General features: G+C 46.8%; 19 protein-coding genes and 1 riboswitch. Of the genes, 11 read left to right on the top strand and 8 right to left on the bottom strand.

What is annotated here, in order from left to right; all coding sequences use genetic code 11:
• Nucleotides 1–425: 425 nt before the first annotated feature.
• From E8M12_RS01080 to yaaA, 3 genes are all read right to left on the bottom strand, one after another.
• Nucleotides 426–872 (bottom strand): hypothetical protein, encoded by a 447-nt coding sequence (locus tag E8M12_RS01080; protein ID WP_136734223.1) that lies wholly within the window; start codon nt 870–872, stop codon nt 426–428.
• A 93-nt stretch (nt 873–965) separates the two neighbouring features.
• Nucleotides 966–1,433: a hypothetical protein gene (locus E8M12_RS01075; RefSeq protein WP_136734222.1), complete on the bottom strand. Its 468-nt coding sequence runs from the start codon at nt 1,431–1,433 to the stop codon at nt 966–968.
• 448 nt (nt 1,434–1,881) lie between these two features.
• Entirely contained in the window at nt 1,882–2,652 is a 771-nt protein-coding gene (gene yaaA / locus E8M12_RS01070; RefSeq protein WP_136734221.1) for a peroxide stress protein YaaA, read from the bottom strand.
• A gap of 226 nt (nt 2,653–2,878) precedes the next feature.
• Between yaaA and tal the strand changes: the two genes are divergently transcribed.
• From tal to E8M12_RS01050, 4 genes are all read left to right on the top strand, one after another.
• Entirely contained in the window at nt 2,879–3,832 is a 954-nt protein-coding gene (tal, locus tag E8M12_RS01065; RefSeq protein WP_136734220.1) for a transaldolase, read from the top strand.
• Nucleotides 3,833–4,034: 202 nt separating this feature from the next.
• Complete coding sequence (locus E8M12_RS01060; RefSeq protein ID WP_136734219.1) at nt 4,035–4,208, top strand: DUF3545 family protein; 174 nt, start codon at nt 4,035–4,037, stop codon at nt 4,206–4,208.
• A 169-nt stretch (nt 4,209–4,377) separates the two neighbouring features.
• Nucleotides 4,378–5,031 (top strand): PAQR family membrane homeostasis protein TrhA, encoded by a 654-nt coding sequence (gene trhA / locus E8M12_RS01055; RefSeq protein WP_136734218.1) that lies wholly within the window; start codon nt 4,378–4,380, stop codon nt 5,029–5,031.
• Nucleotides 5,032–5,215: 184 nt separating this feature from the next.
• Complete coding sequence (locus E8M12_RS01050; protein WP_136734217.1) at nt 5,216–6,292, top strand: ketoacyl-ACP synthase III; 1,077 nt, start codon at nt 5,216–5,218, stop codon at nt 6,290–6,292.
• Between the two features lie 31 nt (nt 6,293–6,323).
• Here the strand turns inward: E8M12_RS01050 and E8M12_RS01045 are convergent, their stop codons facing one another.
• Genes E8M12_RS01045 through E8M12_RS01035 form a run of 3 tightly spaced genes read right to left on the bottom strand, consistent with a single transcriptional unit; the run spans nt 6,324 to nt 10,639 of the window.
• On the bottom strand, nt 6,324–7,334 hold the full coding sequence (locus tag E8M12_RS01045; protein ID WP_246033974.1) for an ABC transporter permease: 1,011 nt from the start codon (nt 7,332–7,334) through the stop codon (nt 6,324–6,326).
• Nucleotides 7,334–8,215 (bottom strand): ABC transporter ATP-binding protein, encoded by an 882-nt coding sequence (locus tag E8M12_RS01040; protein ID WP_136734216.1) that lies wholly within the window; start codon nt 8,213–8,215, stop codon nt 7,334–7,336. The genes E8M12_RS01045 and E8M12_RS01040 overlap by 1 nt, the downstream gene beginning before the upstream one ends.
• 18 nt (nt 8,216–8,233) lie before the next feature.
• Nucleotides 8,234–10,639: a GNAT family N-acetyltransferase gene (locus tag E8M12_RS01035; RefSeq protein ID WP_169302998.1), complete on the bottom strand. Its 2,406-nt coding sequence runs from the start codon at nt 10,637–10,639 to the stop codon at nt 8,234–8,236.
• A 283-nt stretch (nt 10,640–10,922) separates the two neighbouring features.
• Between E8M12_RS01035 and napE the strand changes: the two genes are divergently transcribed.
• The 6 genes from napE to E8M12_RS01005 are packed head-to-tail and all read left to right on the top strand — an operon-like array spanning nt 10,923 to nt 15,459.
• The gene (napE, locus tag E8M12_RS01030; protein WP_136734214.1) at nt 10,923–11,117 is read left to right on the top strand and encodes a periplasmic nitrate reductase, NapE protein; all 195 of its coding nucleotides are present in this window, start codon (nt 10,923–10,925) and stop codon (nt 11,115–11,117) included.
• The gene (gene napF / locus E8M12_RS01025; protein ID WP_136734213.1) at nt 11,117–11,623 is read left to right on the top strand and encodes a ferredoxin-type protein NapF; all 507 of its coding nucleotides are present in this window, start codon (nt 11,117–11,119) and stop codon (nt 11,621–11,623) included. The genes napE and napF overlap by 1 nt, the downstream gene beginning before the upstream one ends.
• Nucleotides 11,623–11,874, top strand: coding sequence for a chaperone NapD (locus E8M12_RS01020; RefSeq protein ID WP_136734212.1), 252 nt, complete (start codon nt 11,623–11,625; stop codon nt 11,872–11,874). The genes napF and E8M12_RS01020 overlap by 1 nt, the downstream gene beginning before the upstream one ends.
• A gap of 12 nt (nt 11,875–11,886) precedes the next feature.
• On the top strand, nt 11,887–14,382 hold the full coding sequence (gene napA / locus E8M12_RS01015) for a nitrate reductase catalytic subunit NapA (RefSeq protein ID WP_136734211.1): 2,496 nt from the start codon (nt 11,887–11,889) through the stop codon (nt 14,380–14,382).
• Nucleotides 14,383–14,393: 11 nt separating this feature from the next.
• Nucleotides 14,394–14,858, top strand: a complete 465-nt coding sequence (locus tag E8M12_RS01010) for a nitrate reductase cytochrome c-type subunit (RefSeq protein ID WP_136734210.1) — start codon at nt 14,394–14,396, stop codon at nt 14,856–14,858.
• A 13-nt stretch (nt 14,859–14,871) separates the two neighbouring features.
• Entirely contained in the window at nt 14,872–15,459 is a 588-nt protein-coding gene (locus E8M12_RS01005) for a cytochrome c3 family protein (protein WP_136734209.1), read from the top strand.
• Nucleotides 15,460–15,782: 323 nt separating this feature from the next.
• Here E8M12_RS01005 and E8M12_RS01000 read toward each other — a convergent pair whose 3' ends face one another.
• Nucleotides 15,783–16,361, bottom strand: coding sequence for a hypothetical protein (locus tag E8M12_RS01000; RefSeq protein WP_246033973.1), 579 nt, complete (start codon nt 16,359–16,361; stop codon nt 15,783–15,785).
• A gap of 84 nt (nt 16,362–16,445) precedes the next feature.
• Entirely contained in the window at nt 16,446–17,690 is a 1,245-nt protein-coding gene (gene moeA, locus E8M12_RS00995; protein WP_136734208.1) for a molybdopterin molybdotransferase MoeA, read from the bottom strand.
• 212 nt (nt 17,691–17,902) lie between these two features.
• Nucleotides 17,903–18,035: riboswitch (molybdenum cofactor riboswitch) on the top strand.
• On the opposite strand from moeA, the gene moaA reads away from it, so the two are divergent.
• A complete protein-coding gene (gene moaA / locus E8M12_RS00990; RefSeq protein WP_136734207.1) occupies nt 18,023–18,994 on the top strand; it encodes a GTP 3',8-cyclase MoaA in 972 nt (323 codons plus the stop codon). Its footprint overlaps the riboswitch before it by 13 nt.
• The last annotated feature ends 2 nt before the right edge of the window (nt 18,995–18,996 follow it).

The raw sequence follows: 18,996 nt of genomic DNA, 5'->3' as shown, positions 1-18,996 counted from the left end.
CACTCCGAGCACACAATCGGGGATTGTTTCTAGCACGTGGCGGAAAACGCCACTCCGAGCACGCGACAAACAACGTCGCTCCGAGTTAAAAGCAAATCAACATCGTCATACCGTGATACTACACGGTATCTTGATCCAAGTCCGAGTGTCTCTAAAGTACCAGTAACGGGAGTTAAAACTCCCAGAGCACGTATCGCGAACGATACTCCGAGCACGTGGCGGAAAACGCCACTTCGAATACACAATCAAAGATTGTTCCTAGTACGGGACTAAAAACGTCCCTCCGAGTGAGGAGAGCTTCGCTGGTGGAAGAAAAAGCAAAATCCCTTGAGTCATTCCCTGCCACGACAGGGAATCTTAGCCGAGCCTAGGGGCAGCTATGCGCCAATAGCCGCCCGTTAGCAATTGCTAATATACGATGATTTCTAGGTGTTACGGGCACTATCCATTCTAGCTATTAATTCTTTATAAATTGGATTTTTTGCTAGAGGATTAAACCTTGTTGGTGGATTAAAAGACACTTCATTACCAATAGCACCTGTTTCCCTTGTATGGATAGTGATCTTTTCGGGTGAACTCATTTGGTGATTAATGTTGATCATATCTTTAAAATAAACCCTTTGTTCTTTAGAGCCTTTTTTAAATAATAAATGATCGCCCAGATCAATTACCTCATCGGCTAAATCCCAAACTAGCTTTTTAAACAAAATAAAACCAAAACCAGCCATAAAAATAGGCATTATGAGAAACATTAATGATTCTTGAGAAGCTCCCGAAGAAAGAGATGTAATAAAAAAGATAAATAAAAAGCCAAACCATACTGTTGGAAATAGCTTTTTAAAATAGAATGTTGAACCTGATATTTTTTTCATGACTTATGTAACACCTAACAGTTTATTCTTATGACAGTAGCTGAGTGACTGCTGCTCGCTCGTTACAGCCTCTGACTACTTGATACCTGAAAGTTAAAATTGGTAGCCAAGTTGAAACATCCCACCCAAATCAAATCCATCTTTCGAGTCGGCTCCAGTAGCAGTGAATCCCAGATTTACTCCTGATTTATCTATACCACTGAAGAAATAGTGATAGCCAACCCCAGCCCCGTAAACGGCATCGCGATCAAAATAATCGTATTGGTCACCTACGATACCTACGTATATGCCCAGGCCATGGTTTGGCGTTTGAAAGTTAAATATATCGGTATGAACCCAGCCTGCTCCGACTCCACATGTTGCTCCATACATTGAAGAATAAGAGACGCAACCAACAGCAAGGTACTTAATATCTTTTTTAGTTTGTATCCCAACATTGGCACCCAAGCCACTGTATAAACTTCCTGCCCCTAAGCCGAAAGTGAAGGTATCTTCTGCAGCCGACTCGGCCACTAATGAAAGGTTAAGAGAGATTAATAGTGTTAACGCGAATTTATTCAAAAGTGTTCCTTACTTTTTAAAATGTGCTTTATATTTTCGGCTTTTAGTCTCTGCCAGAGCATTGCTTCTCTTCAGTCGTTTCAAACTGAGTATATAACTGCTAATCGCTCTTCTCGGTCGCTGGCCGGTTTATTAAATTACCGGATAGTGCTAAGCAACGCAAACGAGCATGTGACCTACTACGCTGCCTGTTTTAATTGAGCCGTCGCAGATAGAAAGTATTCATCCATGAAGCCAATTGCATTAGTACGTCCTGTACATTATCCAACAGGCGACATGAGAACTGGGTCAAAAAAGTGGAAAGACGGTGTATCTATAAGAAAGTGGTAAATTAACTGGCTTGAGCTTGCGCACTGGCGGCAAACAGAAAACCTGAACTCGACAGGTTTTCTGACTGAACGTCAGTCTGCTACCGACAACAGAGGCAAACGCAGTTTGGTTGTGAACTTTATTGCTTACGAGTAAAGACCGGCGTTGCATCCGTAGACATAGCCTCATTGTACTGATAGCCGTCAAGATCAAAGCCTTTTAGCTGTTCCACCTCGGTTAACTGGTTTTGGATGATATACCTGGCCATTAAACCGCGGGCTTTTTTGGCGAAAAAGCTAATCATTTTGTACTCACCATTCTTCCAGTCTTTAAATGCTGGGGTGATCACCGTTGCATCGAGTTTTTTCTTCTTAACCACTTTGAAGTATTCATTCGATGCGAGATTAATCAGAACCGAATCGTCCTCATGAGCTAATGTTTCATTAAGCTTATTAGTGACGATATCACCCCAGAACTGGTAAAGATTCGCGCCCCGGTTATTATCCAACTTAGTGCCCATCTCCAGGCGGTAAGCCTGCATTAAATCCAGTGGTTTCAGCACCCCGTAAAGGCCGGATAGAATTCTCAGATTCTGCTGCGCAAACTCAAAATCAACTTCGCTGAATGTTTTCGCATCCAATCCTGTGTATACATCTCCGTTAAACGCCAATACGGCAGGTCGGGCGTTGTCCGGTGTGAATGGCAGGTGCCACTCGCCAAACCTCGCTGCATTCAGGCCAGCAAGTTTATCGCTAATTGACATAAGTGACGATAATTCTGCCGGGGTTAACTGACGACAACGTTCGATTAATTCCTGACTGTCATCGAGTAATTCTGGCTGGCTGAAGTGTTCGGTGGTAAGCGGCGATTCATAATCCAGGTTCTTTGCCGGAGATACAACAATAAGCATTATCTAACTTCCAATGATTTAACGACTGTAAATTTTGTCAGACTATAACATGATATCAATGAAAAGTTATCTGCGACCGGTGACCCAGGTTCATCAATGTTGAATTGTGGCAATCTTCCCCAATAATAATAATCATAATATATTCGATTATTTACTCTATTATCTCTTGTAAAGCTCACCAATATTGGTTTCAATGGATGCAGCGACACTCTTTAAGGACAGGACAATGACCGATCAGTTATCTCAATTAAAAGCAATGACCACCGTCGTAGCCGATACTGGCGACGTGGATGCGATCGCCCGTTTTCAACCCGAGGATGCAACGACCAACCCTTCACTACTGCTTAAAGCTTCTGACTTAGAGAGCTATCAGGTGTTACTGGAAAAAGCGATTGCCTATGGCAAGGAAAACGCTGATGATGCCGATGCTCAGATTATTGAAGCCGCGGATATGTTTTCGGTATTAACCGGCGTTGAAATTTTAAAAATTGTCCCTGGCCGCATTTCCACCGAAGTCGATTCACGTTTGTCTTTTGATACCGAGGCTACGGTCGCGAAAGCACAAAAACTCATTGCCCTGTACGAACAACACGGAGTCAGTAAAGATAAAATTCTGATCAAAATTGCTTCGACCTGGGAAGGCATTCGTGCCGCAGAGCAACTTGAACAACAGGGGATTAATTGTAACCTGACCTTATTATTTAGCTTTGCTCAGGCACAGGCCTGCGCCGAAGCCGGCGTTTATCTGATTTCGCCATTTGTAGGTCGAATTCTCGACTGGTATAAAAAATCCACCGGCAAGGAAAGTTATCCAGCAGCAGAGGATCCTGGCGTTGTATCGGTTACTCAAATATACAATTACTACAAACAGCACGGTTATCGCACCATTGTGATGGGTGCAAGCTTTCGCAACAAAGACGAGATACTGGAATTGGCCGGGTGCGATCGCCTGACCATAAGTCCTGCACTTCTGGCGGAACTGGCGCAGTCTGGTGACACCGTTGAACAAAAGCTTTACCCGGCTAATACAACGGTACCCGCTGAAGACAAACTAAGCGAGCAACAATTTCGCTGGATGATGAATGAAGATGCGATGGCGACGGAAAAATTAGCAGAAGGCATTCGCGGCTTCACCGTTGATCAAATCAAACTTGAGCAAAAATTACGCAAACTGTTATAAACGCTATAGTGAAAAATGTAAGTTTACGACTCACTAAGATATCGACAGACCCTGCATCCTGCCTAATAATCCAACAAAAAAAGCGGTTTTTAACCGCTTTTTTTGTGCATTTTTTTGGCGAAAAAATGGTTTTATAAAAATTTTTTTTGTGATATTAAAAAAGTGTCATTGTAATCAATTGTAATGCAGGAGCTAGTTTATTATGGATCCAATTGATAGCTTAATGGAAATTGTCGAAGGCAAAACTAAAACAAAAACAAACTCGAGCAAAAAGCGAAAATGGCGTGAGATAGAACAATTTAAGGAAAAACTCGCTCTCGAAAAAGAACTACACAGTTACGATAACTCACTGGAATATTTACTGGAAGAAAGTTAAGACTGGTAAGTTCTGCTACCAAAACACAACGTTGGGTTTCCGGAAATGAGTGACTTTCACCAGGCCGGTTACCCTTCTTTAAACCTCAATCCTCTGCACTTCCCCATTTGAAATCCCCTTGGCTTCAGCGCATAATCTGATTTTATCTTCATCGATTTCAGGGGCGTTTATGACCACCCACTCGCTACAGGAAAATCTCCGTCACGGTTACTCGCTTATTGAAGAGCTGGTTAATTCCATCACCCATGGTATTGGTGCTTTACTCAGCGTTGCCGCTTTAACATTAATGATCATGGTGGCAACCAACGCTACCCAGCTAACCAGTGCCATTATATATGGCAGTTCGATGATAGCGCTGTTTCTGGCATCCACCCTGTATCACAGCATTACTCATCAATCGACTAAATCGGTGCTCAAGCTCGTCGATCATTGTGCCATATATCTACTAATCGCTGGCACTTACACCCCGTTTATGCTGATTTCGCTAGAGGGCGCCTGGGGCTACGCCATTCTTTCCGTGGTCTGGACCCTGGCAATTGCCGGTATTTTATTTAAAGTGGCTTTTCGCCAGCGATTCCCAAAACTTTCTCTGGCTACCTATTTATTGATGGGATGGCTGGTGGTGATTGCCATGCCACAGATGATCGCCAATGTCGCGACCGGGGGATTAATTTTACTGGCCAGTGGCGGTGCGGCTTATACCCTGGGAGCCGTATTTTACGCGTTTAAAAAAATTCCATTTAATCACGCCATCTGGCACGTTTTTGTGTTGGCCGGCAGTTGCTGCCACTTTTTGGCAGTCTACCTGTATCTGATGGGATAATCGCTCATCGGTCTTCAACGACTTGCGATAGTGGCCGAGATTCCTTGATTTGACAGGATTCGGCTGCGCAGGGATTACAAGTATTTCCTTTAACTTGTCGGCAATTGTCATTAAACTAACCCATTATTCGAAGTTTTCTGCCCTGTTTAGTCAATTGACTTAGCGGGTGATATTAGGTGTTCTTATGCAATATGCTGAAATTACGGGTTGGGGGAAGTACACTCCACCGGCCATCTTAACCAATGACGATCTGGCAACCTTTATCGAAACCTCAGATGAGTGGATTCGCACCCGCACGGGCATTAAGGAACGTCGCATTTCACATATTAATACCGCAGAAATGTCAGCATTGGCGGCAAAACACGCCCTGGCCAGCGCCGGCATTGATGCCAGTGAGCTGGACTTAATTATTGTTGCGACTTCCTGTCCTGACACTCTGGTTCCCAATACTGCTTCACGGGTTCAGCAGTTATTGGGCAGTAACAACGCTGCCTGTTTTGATTTAAGCTCGGCCTGTACCGGCTTTCTCTACGCATTACAAAATGCTACCGCGCAAATTCGTTTTGGAGCGGCAAAAAAAGCACTGGTAATTGGTGCTGAGCGGATGAGCTGGTTTATTAACTGGGCGAAACGCGATACGGCGGTATTATTTGGCGATGGCGCCGGTGCGGTGATCCTTGAAGCAACGGATAAACCTTGTGGGTTATTGAATGCAAAACTGGGGTGCGACTCAAACGCCCGAGATATTCTGTCAATTACTAACTTTGGTACCGATATGGATCGTTATGTCAATCCGCCATCGGCACTGGACATCGCATTTCAGGGGCAGGATATTTTCAAGCGCGCCGTGCGTGGCATGGGTCAGGCAACCGAAAATGTTATGCAACAAGCCGGTTTGAGTGTTGAAGACGTTGATCTACTGGTGCCTCATCAGGCCAACGTACGAATTATTGAGACCCTGCAAAGCAAATTAAAATTGCGCGATGATCAGGTCATGGTCAATATCCAGAATTATGGAAACACCTCCGCGGCAACAGTGCCAATTGCCCTGTGTGAAGCGCTGGAGCAAGGCAAAGTGAAACCCGGTGATAATATTATGAGTGCTGCATTCGGTGCTGGTTTAACCTGGGGTGCTGCGTACATAAAATGGGGCGATAAAGTTACCGCCAGTCAGGAATATGTACAACAGGAACAAGAGCCACAAAATGCCAAACAGTTGCTGTCAGTATCGATTGAGCATTGCTTAGCGAAAGCAGAATAATCCCGGGCCATTAAGGCTATGATGGTGACCGTTAACGGTCACCATCCCAGCTAAATAACCAGGCACTTAGCAGTAAAAATACTGCCGTCATTGCTACCAGCACTGACAACTCCCACTGAATATCACTCAAACTTGCCCCTTCGGTAATGATCTTGCGTCCTGCTGACACCAAATGCGTTAGCGGAAACACGGCGGCGATGGTTTTCACAATTTGTGGTGCACCTTCCAGAGAAAACCAGACCCCAGACAACAACATCATCGGCCAGGTCGCCATATTTAACAGGCCGCCCACCAACTCTTCACTTTTACTACGGGTCGAGATCACCAGGCCAAGGGAAATCAGACTCATGGCACCAATCAGAGCAACGATAAACAAGTCGAAGTAACTGCCGAGCATGTAGAAGTCAAATACCAGGTCACAACCCACATAAACCACGGTTGCCATAAACAGTACAATGAATAACCTTGATGCCAATTGCGCTGAGACAAATTCCAGCGCCGACAAAGGCGTAGCTTTCAGCCGTTTTAGTACCGAATTTTTGCGATACCTGACAATCACATAACCCACTCCAAACAGACAGGAAAACATAATATTCATGCCCAGAATGCCCGGTAAAACCCAGTCGATGTAACGAATCGCTCGCCCCTGCGTAGTTTTTCGGACATAGGCGAGCTGCTCACTAAGGAACATCTTTTCCACCAGGTATCCTTTTGGAGACTCCTCATTCACCCAATACTCACTGCGCCCCTGATCGATAATCAAATCAATTTCATGTTGCTGCAATTTAATTTTTGCCTTATCAATTTGTTGATAATCAATAAAGTCGATATAACGAGTATTAAGAAAGGTTAACGATTGCGGATCTTTGTCCAGCACCCCAACTTTATAGACGCTGCGGCCATCACCTGAAAACACCAGGGCAAAAATCGCCAGCAATAATACTGGGAACAGCAGGTTCCAGCCCAGCGACGATTTATCGCGAAAAAATTCGAGATTGCGTGCTTTCACTACCGCCCAAAATCGCTTGCCACTAAACATCATTATCCTCGCAAACTATGGCCGGTCAGTTTTAAAAATAAATCGTCTAGATTTGCCGACTTTACGTGCAGGCCTGTCAATGGCACGTTCGCCTGAATCAGGCTTTTCACCGTATCTTCCACATGCTCGGTGGCAATCTCCACCCGTTCTTTGATAATCTGCCATTGCCCTGGTTGAAATAAATCCGACAGGATGCGGGTATCCAGTCCCTGCGTTGGCAAAGTCAGAAACACCTGATCAAAGTGACGCTCGAGCAAGGCTTTCGGAGAGCCCTGCTCTATGATTTTTCCGTGGTCCATAATCACAATCTGATCACACAATTGCTGCGCTTCATCCATGTAATGGGTGGTGAGAATGACGGTTTTGTGTTGCTCCTTGATGTTTTCAATCAGTTGCCAGAAATGGCGACGCGACTGCGGATCCAGTCCTGTGGTGGGTTCATCCAGAAATACAATTTGCGGGTCATTAATCAACGCCAATGCCAGTAGCAAGCGCTGCCGTTGACCGCCGGATAACAAACGATTATCGCGGTCGATAATATCCTGCAGATCACACCATTGCACCAGAGTTTCGATATCAACAGAACGTTGGTAAAAAGATTTAAACAGGTTAAGGGTCTCTTTCACACTCAGGTAGTCTTGCAGTGCCGTATGCTGAAACTGAATGCCAATATGCTGGCTCACTTCCTGTGCATTAACGCCGGCAAATTCAACGGTTCCATGAGTTGGAGTCAGGATCCCTTCCATAATTTCAATGGTCGTTGTCTTACCGGCACCATTGGGCCCCAATAAACCAAAACAATGTCCCTGGACTACCGTAAAGCTGATGTCATCAACCGCAATTACGTCTCTGTAATGTTTTGATAACTTATTAACTTCAATCACCGGATAACCATTTTATTGTCAATATGTCTGTTGTGATAATAATGCCCGGGTGGCATCTTTGAGCTGTTGTAGCAATGCTTTTTGTCCGCTGACGCCGCCGCGCTTAACCAGTTCTGTCACACTTACCTTTTGCAATACCTTAGCGAGCAACAGGGAATGTGGATGGCGCTCGGGTTCATCCTGGCTGGCAATATTTTTAACATAACTATAGTCATTTTTTGCCAGCGACATTAATAATTTATGCAATGCCGGTACACAGTAACTGTACTGCCGGCTACCATCGATAAACCTTTGCAGTTGCTGCAGATTATCGGCGTCAATGTCTCTTTCACCGGCCACACCCAGGTTTTGTTGATCAGAACTGGCGCTAAGCATCATCGCCATCAACGATGCCGGCAACGTTTTAAATTCGTCACTTAAATAACCGGGAAGGTTTTCACGCCACTGTTGTTGTAATCTTTTCGCCTGGCTTCGCAACCCAGGCGTTAACGCCTTGAGCATTAGTACCGAGTGCTCGCCACTGGCTTTATCACGACTAAAGCCAAGCCGGGCAATCTGAAAACCAGCCTGATACCAGAAGTTGAAGAGAGTGGAGTTAACCCCAAAACTGGTCGACAAGCCATTGATGTCTCTTTCTATGGCATATTGCTCACTCGCTGACAGCAACTGCTGGCCAAGTCCTTGATTCTGTAAATCAGGATGCACCGCAATCCTGACAATACGACCATATGTATAAGCAAACGCCCAGTCAGCATTTGCCTGGGTAAGCAATGATTGCGGGGTGAAATGCCCTGGAATACGACGCTCTCCACGACTAATTTTCTCCACCAGTTCAGGTGCCAGGCCACCTTCGAACAACAGTAAAACAACACCCACCAATAGGTGATTATTGCCAGTGGTATCCGAGCGCTCCGCTTGTTGCTCGGCCGTCGAAAGCTCACTAAACTGCAGGCCAAGAACAAGGTTTGGATCATCAAGTATTAATTTTAAATCCGAGGGCTTGGTTTGATAGTGAGCACTGACCAGCAAGGCAATTACCTGGGAAAAAAGTTGCTCATCGTCTAATAAATCCCGGCCATGACCCCAGCGATAACGCAATTGCTGCGCCGTTATAGGCAACGATGCCACAGACGGTAACTCAGCCAGCGAGGCATTGAGAAAAAAGCGTTCAAATAACAGCTGTTCGAGCTCATCATTGACCGACCAGCGCACCGGTTCACGCAATTGTGCTAGTCGGGTGCCCGGGTAAGTCGCTCGCAGATAGGGCAAAAACTTATGAGTGAAGCCGCGTCCCGCGCCTTCATACCCATGTACCGTAGATGCAAAAACCAGGCGATGATATTGCTTCGATAATGACAACAGCTGCGGTATTGGGATACCAGCGGCTTCATCGACCAATAATAAATGGCAATCCTGTTTTTCCTCGATAAGTTGTTCCAGCGGCATGAATTTTACCTGGTGCCCGGCAAACTGGGCGGCTAGTCCATTAACCTGCCAGCCTTCGCTATCCTGCAAATGCCTAAAGTACGTCGCCACCGCCTGAGGTGTAGGCGCCGTGATCACGATTTTTATCAATTGTGCTGAGGTAGAGTGCTGTTGTAGGTAATATCTGCTAGCAAGTGCCAGCGCCGTGGTTTTGCCACGTCCTCGATCGGCTGTCAGCACCATGGGGCGATCACGCTTACCGGAGGCAACTTTTACAATACCTGCAACGACTTCCTGTTGAGCCTGATTAACAGCACCATCGGATAAATCAGGTAGCGATCGCAGATCTGAGGCTACATCATGAAAGGTCAGCATCCTGGTTAACGGTGCCAGCCATTCTGATTTTTCGTTGGCACTCGTCAGATTCAGGGCAAGACAGTTGCTCCGGTTTTCGATGCCACCGATAAAATGCGTTAATGAAATGGAGTCAGCCGTTATTTGTGTATCTATGATAACAACCACTACCCCGCCGCCGATAATGGTGCCAGACAATGCTGCAATGGCATCGGGGTTAAAGCCCTGCCGCGCGTCAATCACCAGCAAACGATTTTCCTGTCCCAACTGTGAGCGGTACTGTTGAGCGTTTATCACCCGAATTCGGAATTCATCGCCGTTTAATTCACCGCCGGCAAGCGTTGGCGTTTGCCTATCCTTGCTTAGCAATTTTCGTTCGAGGAGGGTAAGGACATCGTCGGGTAATGACGTTACGGATTTGTCGGCCAGCAGCGGACTGTTTTGCCAGAATACAGCATGGACGGGTGCAGGTGCTTGTGAGGATAATTGCGCAAAGCTATCATTTTGCGATTGAAAATAGCCAAATAACACCTGTGCCAATTCGGTCGCTAAACGTTCACTGCCTGTCTGATTTGCTTGCAGACAGATAAATTTTCGCGGTTGTTGTCGCGACCAGTGCAACCATTGGTAGGGGACATCGACCATCAATTTATTAGCTAACCTGTTAATTATAAAGCTTAAGTTTAACAGAACCATTAGCGCTAAACGACTGCTATCTAACACCTTAACATGCAGTGTCCATGCGATTGGCGAGCGCACAATAAACTGGCTTTATTTTTACCAATTCTCGCCTTGTCTGCTAACTTTAATGATAGGCCTTGCAAGCGCTTTCGATAAAGTCACTCGTCGTAAATGAAACGTTTAGTTTTTTACCGACCATTGCGAAGACGCACGATGTAAGAAGTTCAAATATAGTTGTGTGAACGATATGTCCAATCCTGAATCAGTAGACAATAATGACACTGTTGCCATGGATGCTGGTAAACAGAAGTCCAGGGAACGCAATACATTCTTGTTTTTAACCGTCGTTCTGGCGCCAGTATTGGCGGTGGTTATTGTCGGTAGTTATGGCTTTATTGTCTGGATCAGCCAAATGATATACGGTCCTCCCGGAGGACACTAATGGCAAAGGTCGAAAGTCTCAACCTGTCACGACGTAGATTCCTGCGCGCTAAAACTCACCAGCAGTCGACACAATTTCGCCTTCCCTGGAGCATTAGCGAAAATCATTTCTCCAGCCATTGCAGTCGCTGTGAGCAATGTGTGAGCAGCTGTGAAACCGGCATCATTGCCATTGACTCCGACGGCCTGCCATTCCTTGATTTCAAAAAAGGCGAATGTACCTTTTGTGGAGCCTGTGTGGAGGCTTGTCCAGAGCCACTGTTCGACAACGTCCGGCAACAACCACTGCAAGGCTACCTCAACATCAAAGAGACCTGCCTGGCCAAACAACAAATCTTTTGTCAAAGCTGTGCCGATAGTTGTGATACACAGGCAATCGGCTTTTTCTATAACACCGCCATACCGGAACCCGTGGTAGAGCAATCAGATTGCACGCATTGTGGCGCCTGCATCAGTGTCTGCCCCACAGGAGCTACTGAATTGATTCAACGACAGGAGCCCAGTTGATGCAATCCGTTGACGAGTATCATGTTGCCAGTTTTGTCGCTCAGGTAGTACCTGCTGCGATTGACCAGGTCTGTGAGAAAATAGCCGCGTTACCTGGCGGCGAGGTCCATATCCAGTCACACCAGGGCAAACTGGTATTCACCCTCGAAGCGTCTTCTGACAAACAAATCGCTCAACAAATGGATTTGCTCAAAGATATAGCCGGGGTGCTGTCTCTGGCTCCCGTGTACCATCAATATACCAGCGAGTAGTGGAGAATTCTGATGAAACTAGATCGCCGAGCATTTATCAAAGCGAATGCCATCGCCGCAGCGGCTACCGCTGCAGGCTTAAGTATTCCAGCCAGCGCATCAAATTTAATTACTTCAAGGGAAATCACTAAATTAAAATGGGATAAAGCCCCGTGTCGTTTTTGTGGCACAGGCTGCAGTGTCAATGTTGCGACTCTGGATGGCAAAGTCGTTGCCACTCATGGCGACATAAAATCACCCGTAAACAAAGGCCTAAACTGCGTCAAAGGTTACTTCCTGTCAAAAATCATGTACGGCAAAGATCGCCTGCGTAAACCGTTGCTGCGGATGAGCAATGGCCAATACGATAAAAATGGCGATTTCACGGAAGTTAGCTGGGATCAGGCTTTCGATATCATGGCCGAAAAAGCCAAGCAGGCGCTTAACGATAAAGGCCCGGAAGCGGTTGGCATGTTTGGTTCCGGACAATGGACTGTGCATGAGGGTTATGCTGCGGTAAAACTCTATAAGGCCGGATTTCGCAGTAACAATATCGACCCCAACGCCCGCCATTGCATGGCATCGGCAGTCGTTGGCTTTATGCGCACTTTCGGCATTGATGAACCCATGGGGTGCTATGACGATATCGAAGCGGCTGATGCCTTCGTATTATGGGGCTCGAACATGGCAGAAATGCACCCGATCCTCTGGACTCGGGTAACCGATCGACGCCTGAGCGCCCCACATGTAAAAGTTGCGGTGTTATCCACCTTCACTCACCGCAGTTTCGACTTAGCCGATAATGGCATGATCTTTACGCCACAGACAGATCTCGCCATCCTTAATTACATTGCCCATTACATCATTGAAAATGACAAGGTAAACCGCGACTTTGTCAACAAGCATACCAATTTCCGCATGGGCACTACCGACATAGGCTATGGTTTACGCCCCGAACACGAGCTTGAAAAGGCGGCCAAACATAATGATGAAACCTCCGGCGATTCGGTCGAAATTGATTTTGAGCAGTACGCCAAATTTGTCAGTAAATACACCTTAGACTATGTTTCTGAGTTATCCGGCGTCGCCAAAGACAAACTGGTTGCGCTGGCAAAACTCTACGCCGATCCCGATACCAAAGTCACATCATTCTGGACCATGGGCTTTAACCAGCACACCCGCGGCGTTTGGGCCAACAACCTGGTCTATAACATTCACCTGCTTACCGGCAAGATTTCCACCCCGGGTAATTCCCCGTTTTCATTAACCGGTCAGCCGTCGGCCTGTGGCACTGCCCGCGAAGTGGGAACCTTTGCGCATCGACTACCTGCCGATATGGTGGTGAAAAATCCGGAACACCGGGCGATGGCAGAAAAAATATGGAAGTTGCCAAAAGGAACCATTAACCCGGTACCTGGCTATCATGCGGTATTGCAAAACCGCATGCTTAAAGACGGCAAGCTCAATTTTTACTGGGTGCAGTGCAATAACAATATGCAGGCAGCTGCTAACATCAATGAGGAAGGCTTTCCGGGATATCGAAATCCGGACAATTTTATCGTTGTCTCAGATGTCTATCCAACGGTCACCGCCCAGGCGGCAGATTTGATTTTACCAACCGCGATGTGGGTCGAAAAAGAAGGGGTCTACGGTAATGCGGAACGTCGCACCCAGTCATGGTATCAACAGGTGCCGCCACCAGAAGGCTGTCACTCCGATTTATGGCAACTGGTAGAGTTCAGTAAGCGTTTTAAGGTCGAGGACGTGTGGAGCAAGGAGCTTATTTCCCAGGGTAAGTATCAGGGTAAAACCTTATATGACGTGCTCTTTAAAAACGGCAATGTCGACAGATATCCGTTATCGGAAGTGGCCGAAGATCAGCTGAACGATGATGCCCGCCATTTCGGTTTTTATCTGCAAAAAGGCCTGTTTGAAGAGTACGCTGAGTTTGGTCGCGGCCACGGCCACGATCTGGCGCCATACGATGTTTATCATCAGGAACGCGGACTGCGCTGGCCGGTAGTCGATGGCAAAGAAACCCTGCGTCGATTTAAAGAAGGCGAAGACCCTTACGTCGAGGAAGGTAAGGACTGGCAGTTTTATGGTCAACCGGATGATCGTGCGATTATTTTTGCCCTCCCCTATGAGCCACCTGCTGAATCCCCAGACGATGAGTACGATATGTGGCTATCCACCGGTCGGGTTCTTGAGCACTGGCACAGCGGTTCGATGACCCAACGGGTGCCGGAATTATACCGCTCTATCCCGGATGCACTGCTGTATATGCACCCTGACGATGCAAAAAAACGAAATATGCGCCGCGGAGAGCAGGTCAAGGTGATATCAAGGCGAGGAGAAATGTTGACCCGACTAGAAACCCGGGGCCGTAATAAGCCACCCAAAGGGCTGGTTTTCGTGCCCTGGTTTGATGCAAGTCGCCTGATAAACAAGGTCACTCTCGATGCAACGGATCCGCTTTCCAAGCAAACGGATTTTAAAAAGTGTGCCGTCAAAGTTGTAAAAGCGTGAGGAGTTGAGTCATGAAATCCTTTTTAACGTTATTCAGTTCCGCCCTCCTGCTGCTGACGGCCTTTGCATTTGCCGATGAAATCGCCACCATGCGTGACAAGGTCGCGATTGATCAGGATGTTAACCCCCAGTACATTCCGAAAGTCACTAATGATGACATTAAGCAAGCTCGCAATTATCCAATGCAACCGCCGGTCATCCCTCATACTGACCGCAATTACGAAGTTAACCTAAACGTTAATAAATGTATGTCATGTCACGCCAGAAATCGCACTGGTGATTCTCAGGCACCTATGGTCAGTGTCACTCATTACATGGACAGGGATGGCAATTTTCTCGCGGAAATCTCACCACGTCGTTATTTCTGCAATCAGTGCCACGTACCGCAGTTAGATACACAACCGAAAGTTGATAACGAGTTTGTCGACATGCATAAAATAATGGCCGAAAAGGCAGCGAAGCCAGAAGGCCAGTAAAGCAGGAGTCATTATGAAAGCATTTTTTCTCCGCGTCTGGCACACCCTGACCAAGCCGAGCGTACATTACTCTCTTGGCTTTCTGACCCTGGGTGGTTTTATCGCCGGGATCATTTTCTGGGGTGGGTTTAATACCGCACTCGAGCTTACCAACACGGAAAAGTTTTGTATTTCCTGCCACGAAATGAATGACAATCCATATGACGAATTAAAGACAACCATTCACTTCAGTAATCGATCCGGGGTTCGGGCTACTTGTCCCGATTGTCATGTACCACACGAGTGGACCGATAAAATTGCCCGTAAAATGCAGGCATCAAAAGAAGTGTGGGGCAAGGTGTTTGGCACCATCAGTACCCGGGAAAAGTTTTTGGAAAAGCGTAAAGAGCTGGCTGAGCACGAATGGGCACGATTGAAAGCTAATGATTCTCTAGAATGTCGCAACTGCCACAACTTTGACTACATGGATTTTACTTCACAAAGCATTCGCGCCGCCAAACAACACAGCACCTCCCTGGCATCCGGGGAGAAAACCTGTATCGATTGTCATAAAGGTATTGCCCATCATCTACCAGATATGGAAGGAGTAAGGGGGTGGTAGAAAAACTGGCCTTGCGGCCAGTTTTTGTTATGAAGGAGACTGCGTCGGTGAGGAATGAATAAATTCATTCGCTGAGGACGCTGTCGGTGAGGACTGCGTCTTAAAAGCATTAGGCTATTGCTCAAGTTCCCACCGGCGTCAGCCTGTCACCCAAAATGTGACAACGAGAGTATTTTCTCCACCAGCGCAGCTTACCTCCAAAAACAGATATCTTTCTTGTTCAAGTTCCCACCGGCGTCAGCCTGTCACCGACAACCTGACAACGAGATGGTTGTCTCCCTCGACGCAGTCTCCCTCCTATCAGAAGAGTTGCTCCTACTTCGTTACTTAAACTTCACCGCCCTGTCACTGCGTACATATTTGCGCACCTGAGGTTCGGTCCATTCACCATTTTTCAAATAACTGGTAGAAATAGTAATTTCGTTTTCCGATAACTCACTCGTCGACTTAACCTGGGTAATTCCCTGCTCTGATCCGGTGACGTCCTCAAAGGCGGTAAACTGATTATCGCCGGTAATTTCCATCCAACCTGAGGTGTAGAAGCTTGCGGTAGTAAAATAATAAAATTTAATTTTTTGCTCCGACTCATCCCAGAATATCAATGATTCGCCGCCATAAGCGCCGTCATTAATGGAATGTAACGTGCGCACCGCATTACCATTCAAAGCACGTTGCCATACCGAGACATCAATCATCTCCTCGCCCTGTTGGTTTTTACCCATATTCGCTTGCCAACCGCCAAAATACGGCTGAAACATGGCAAGTTTCGGATGTAACTCGCCCTGCTGATGGCTATCGGGAATGTAGACTTCGCCAGCACTTCTTGCCTGGGTCGACACCAATATTGCCAGCAGACACAATAACATCTGCCCTATTCGCGCTTTATTAAAAATCATAATCATTATCAGCTCCAGTTTCCTTCAATATTTACAGGGGTCAGGTCTTGAATTTTGCACTTGTTGCACAATTCAAGACCTGACCCCATTCTAATCCAGCCAGGCCGGGAAAGGCTCAACCCAAACCGAGTCACCTGCTTTAACGCTACCCTGTTCTGCCGCCAGGACAATAAAACAATTAGCTTTTGCCAGACTGGTCAAAATACCTGAGCCCTGTGCACCGGTAGAGGTTACGCCTGGCATTCCCGACTCATTGAATTGATAAACGCCGCGCTGAAAATCGCGACGACCAATGGTTTTTCTTAGATCGCATGCGGCAGTTGCCCAGAAGCCTGGGCGAGATTGCTTTGCTTTACCTTGCATCGCTTCGATACCCGGCACCGCCAATTGCATAAAGGTAACCAATGCCGACACTGGATTTCCAGGCAGGCCAAAGAAAACACTGTCTGATAACTTGCCACAGGCGAACGGTTTACCCGGTTTCATGGCAATTTTATAAAAATCAATCTCGCCAATTTCAGCCAATACATGCTTGGTATAATCGGCTTCTCCGACGGATACACCGCCGGAAGAAATCACCACATCACATTCCCGGTTGGCTTTTGCAAATGCCGCCTTCAAAGCATCCGGATCATCGGCGATGATGCCTAAATCTAATACTTCGCAGCCTAGCCTTGTTAACATGGAGGCAATCGAAATTCGGTTGCTTTCATAGATTTCACCGCTATTTAATGGCTCACCTGGCGATTTCAGTTCATCGCCACTGGCTAAAATAGCCACTTTTACCTGGCGGCTTACCTCAACAGTACTGATCCCCAGTGACGACAATAAGCCGATACCGACAGCACTGATGACCTGGCCTTTACTGATAACCTCACTGCCGAAGTCGATATCCTCACCTCGACGGCGAATACTGTTACCCGGTTTAGGCAAACGCTTTAACCTGACTCTGCCGTTATCAAAGTCACAATCTTCCTGCATTAATACCGTATCGCAGCCTTGAGGCACTAAACCACCGGTCATAATGCGCACACATTGCCCTGGCGCCACGTTTCCGGCGAAGGGGTGTCCGGCAAAGCTTTCGCCAACCAGTTCAAAGGCCAGCTCATCTGGGTTTACCTCGCCCGGATGCACAAACGCATAACCATCCATTGCAGAATTATCTGCTGGCGGCACATATACCGGAGAGCACACAGGCTTGCCACAAACTCGCCCCATCGCCTGCCCAATAGCGACTTTTTCGGTTTGTAAAACCTCTGAGACCAGAGAATCGATGCGCTCCAGCGCTTGTTCAAACGATAATAATTGGGGAGAGGCACAGACATCAGCGGTCATTATTTAAATTTCCAGTCAGGATTTTTAGCAGACAGGTTAATGCACTAATAATAAGAGGGTTTTAAATCGAAAACAAATAGCCAGATTTAAATGGGGTCAGGTCTTGAATTGTGCAACAAGTGCAAAATTCAAGACCTGACCCCACTTTTTGGCCCAACATATTTCGCCACAAACATTGGTTGTTTGTTGCCTAAGTGTTAATCTTAAAGGTATAACTAAATTATCGCCGAGCTATGTATTCTAAGGGCCTGACCTATGAATGCTCAGCCGTGGCCACGGCCACCAGGGTTAACCGGGAAACGGGTTAGCCTCCCGACTTTGGAAAGGTGAACATGCTTGAAGATTCGTTTGGTCGTAGATTTTATTATTTGCGGCTTTCCATAACCGATGTTTGCAACTTCCGTTGCAACTATTGCCTGCCTGATGGTTACCGATGTGATCATGATCGGGATTTCCTGTCACTGGCGGAGATCAGCCGCCTGGCCAATGGTTTTGCCCGACTTGGCACCGAAAAGATTCGCATCACTGGTGGTGAACCGGCACTTCGTAAAGATTTACCCGAAATAATTCAGACGGTGAAAAACACCGATGGCATTGAGCATGTGGCGATGACCAGTAATGGCTTTAATCTGAAACAAAAAGCCCAAGACTGGATTGATGCCGGCTTGGATAGTTTGAATATCAGTATTGATTCCTTCGACCCGCGCCAGTTTGAAGCCATCACCGGCAAAAATAAGCTGGATGATATTCTCAGTGGTATCGACACGTGTTTAACCTATGGGCTGAATAAACTCAAAATTAACACGGTATTATTGCGCGAGTTCAATGACCATGATCTCAGCCAGTTTTTTGATTTCGTCAAACATACGCCGGTGACACTGCGATTTATTGAGCTCATGCAAACCGGTACAAACCTCGAGTTTTACCGACAGCAACATGTCAGCGGCCAGATTATCGAAAACGCTTTATTACAACAGGGTTGGCGCCTGACTACTCGTCCGAAAACTGCCGGACCGGCGCTGGAGTATCAGCACCATGACTTTGCCGGCAGGATTGGCCTGATACGACCGTACAGCAAAGATTTTTGCAGTACCTGTAACCGGCTTAGGGTCAGCGCCCTGGGCAATCTGCATTTATGCCTGTTTGCCGACCAGGGGTTTTCATTACGTGAACACCTGAATAGTGATGACCCACAAGCTTTGCAGGCAGCGATTCGAAACCTGCTGACTGAGAAAAAACCGACCCACTATCTGCAACAGGGGCACACCGGAGCCACAACGCAATTGTCGATGCTGGGAGGCTGATT

This window comes from Thalassotalea mangrovi (assembly GCF_005116735.1).
Taxonomy (GTDB): Bacteria; Pseudomonadota; Gammaproteobacteria; order Enterobacterales; family Alteromonadaceae; genus Thalassotalea_A; species Thalassotalea_A mangrovi.
This window is presented reverse-complemented; position numbering and strand designations above follow the sequence as displayed.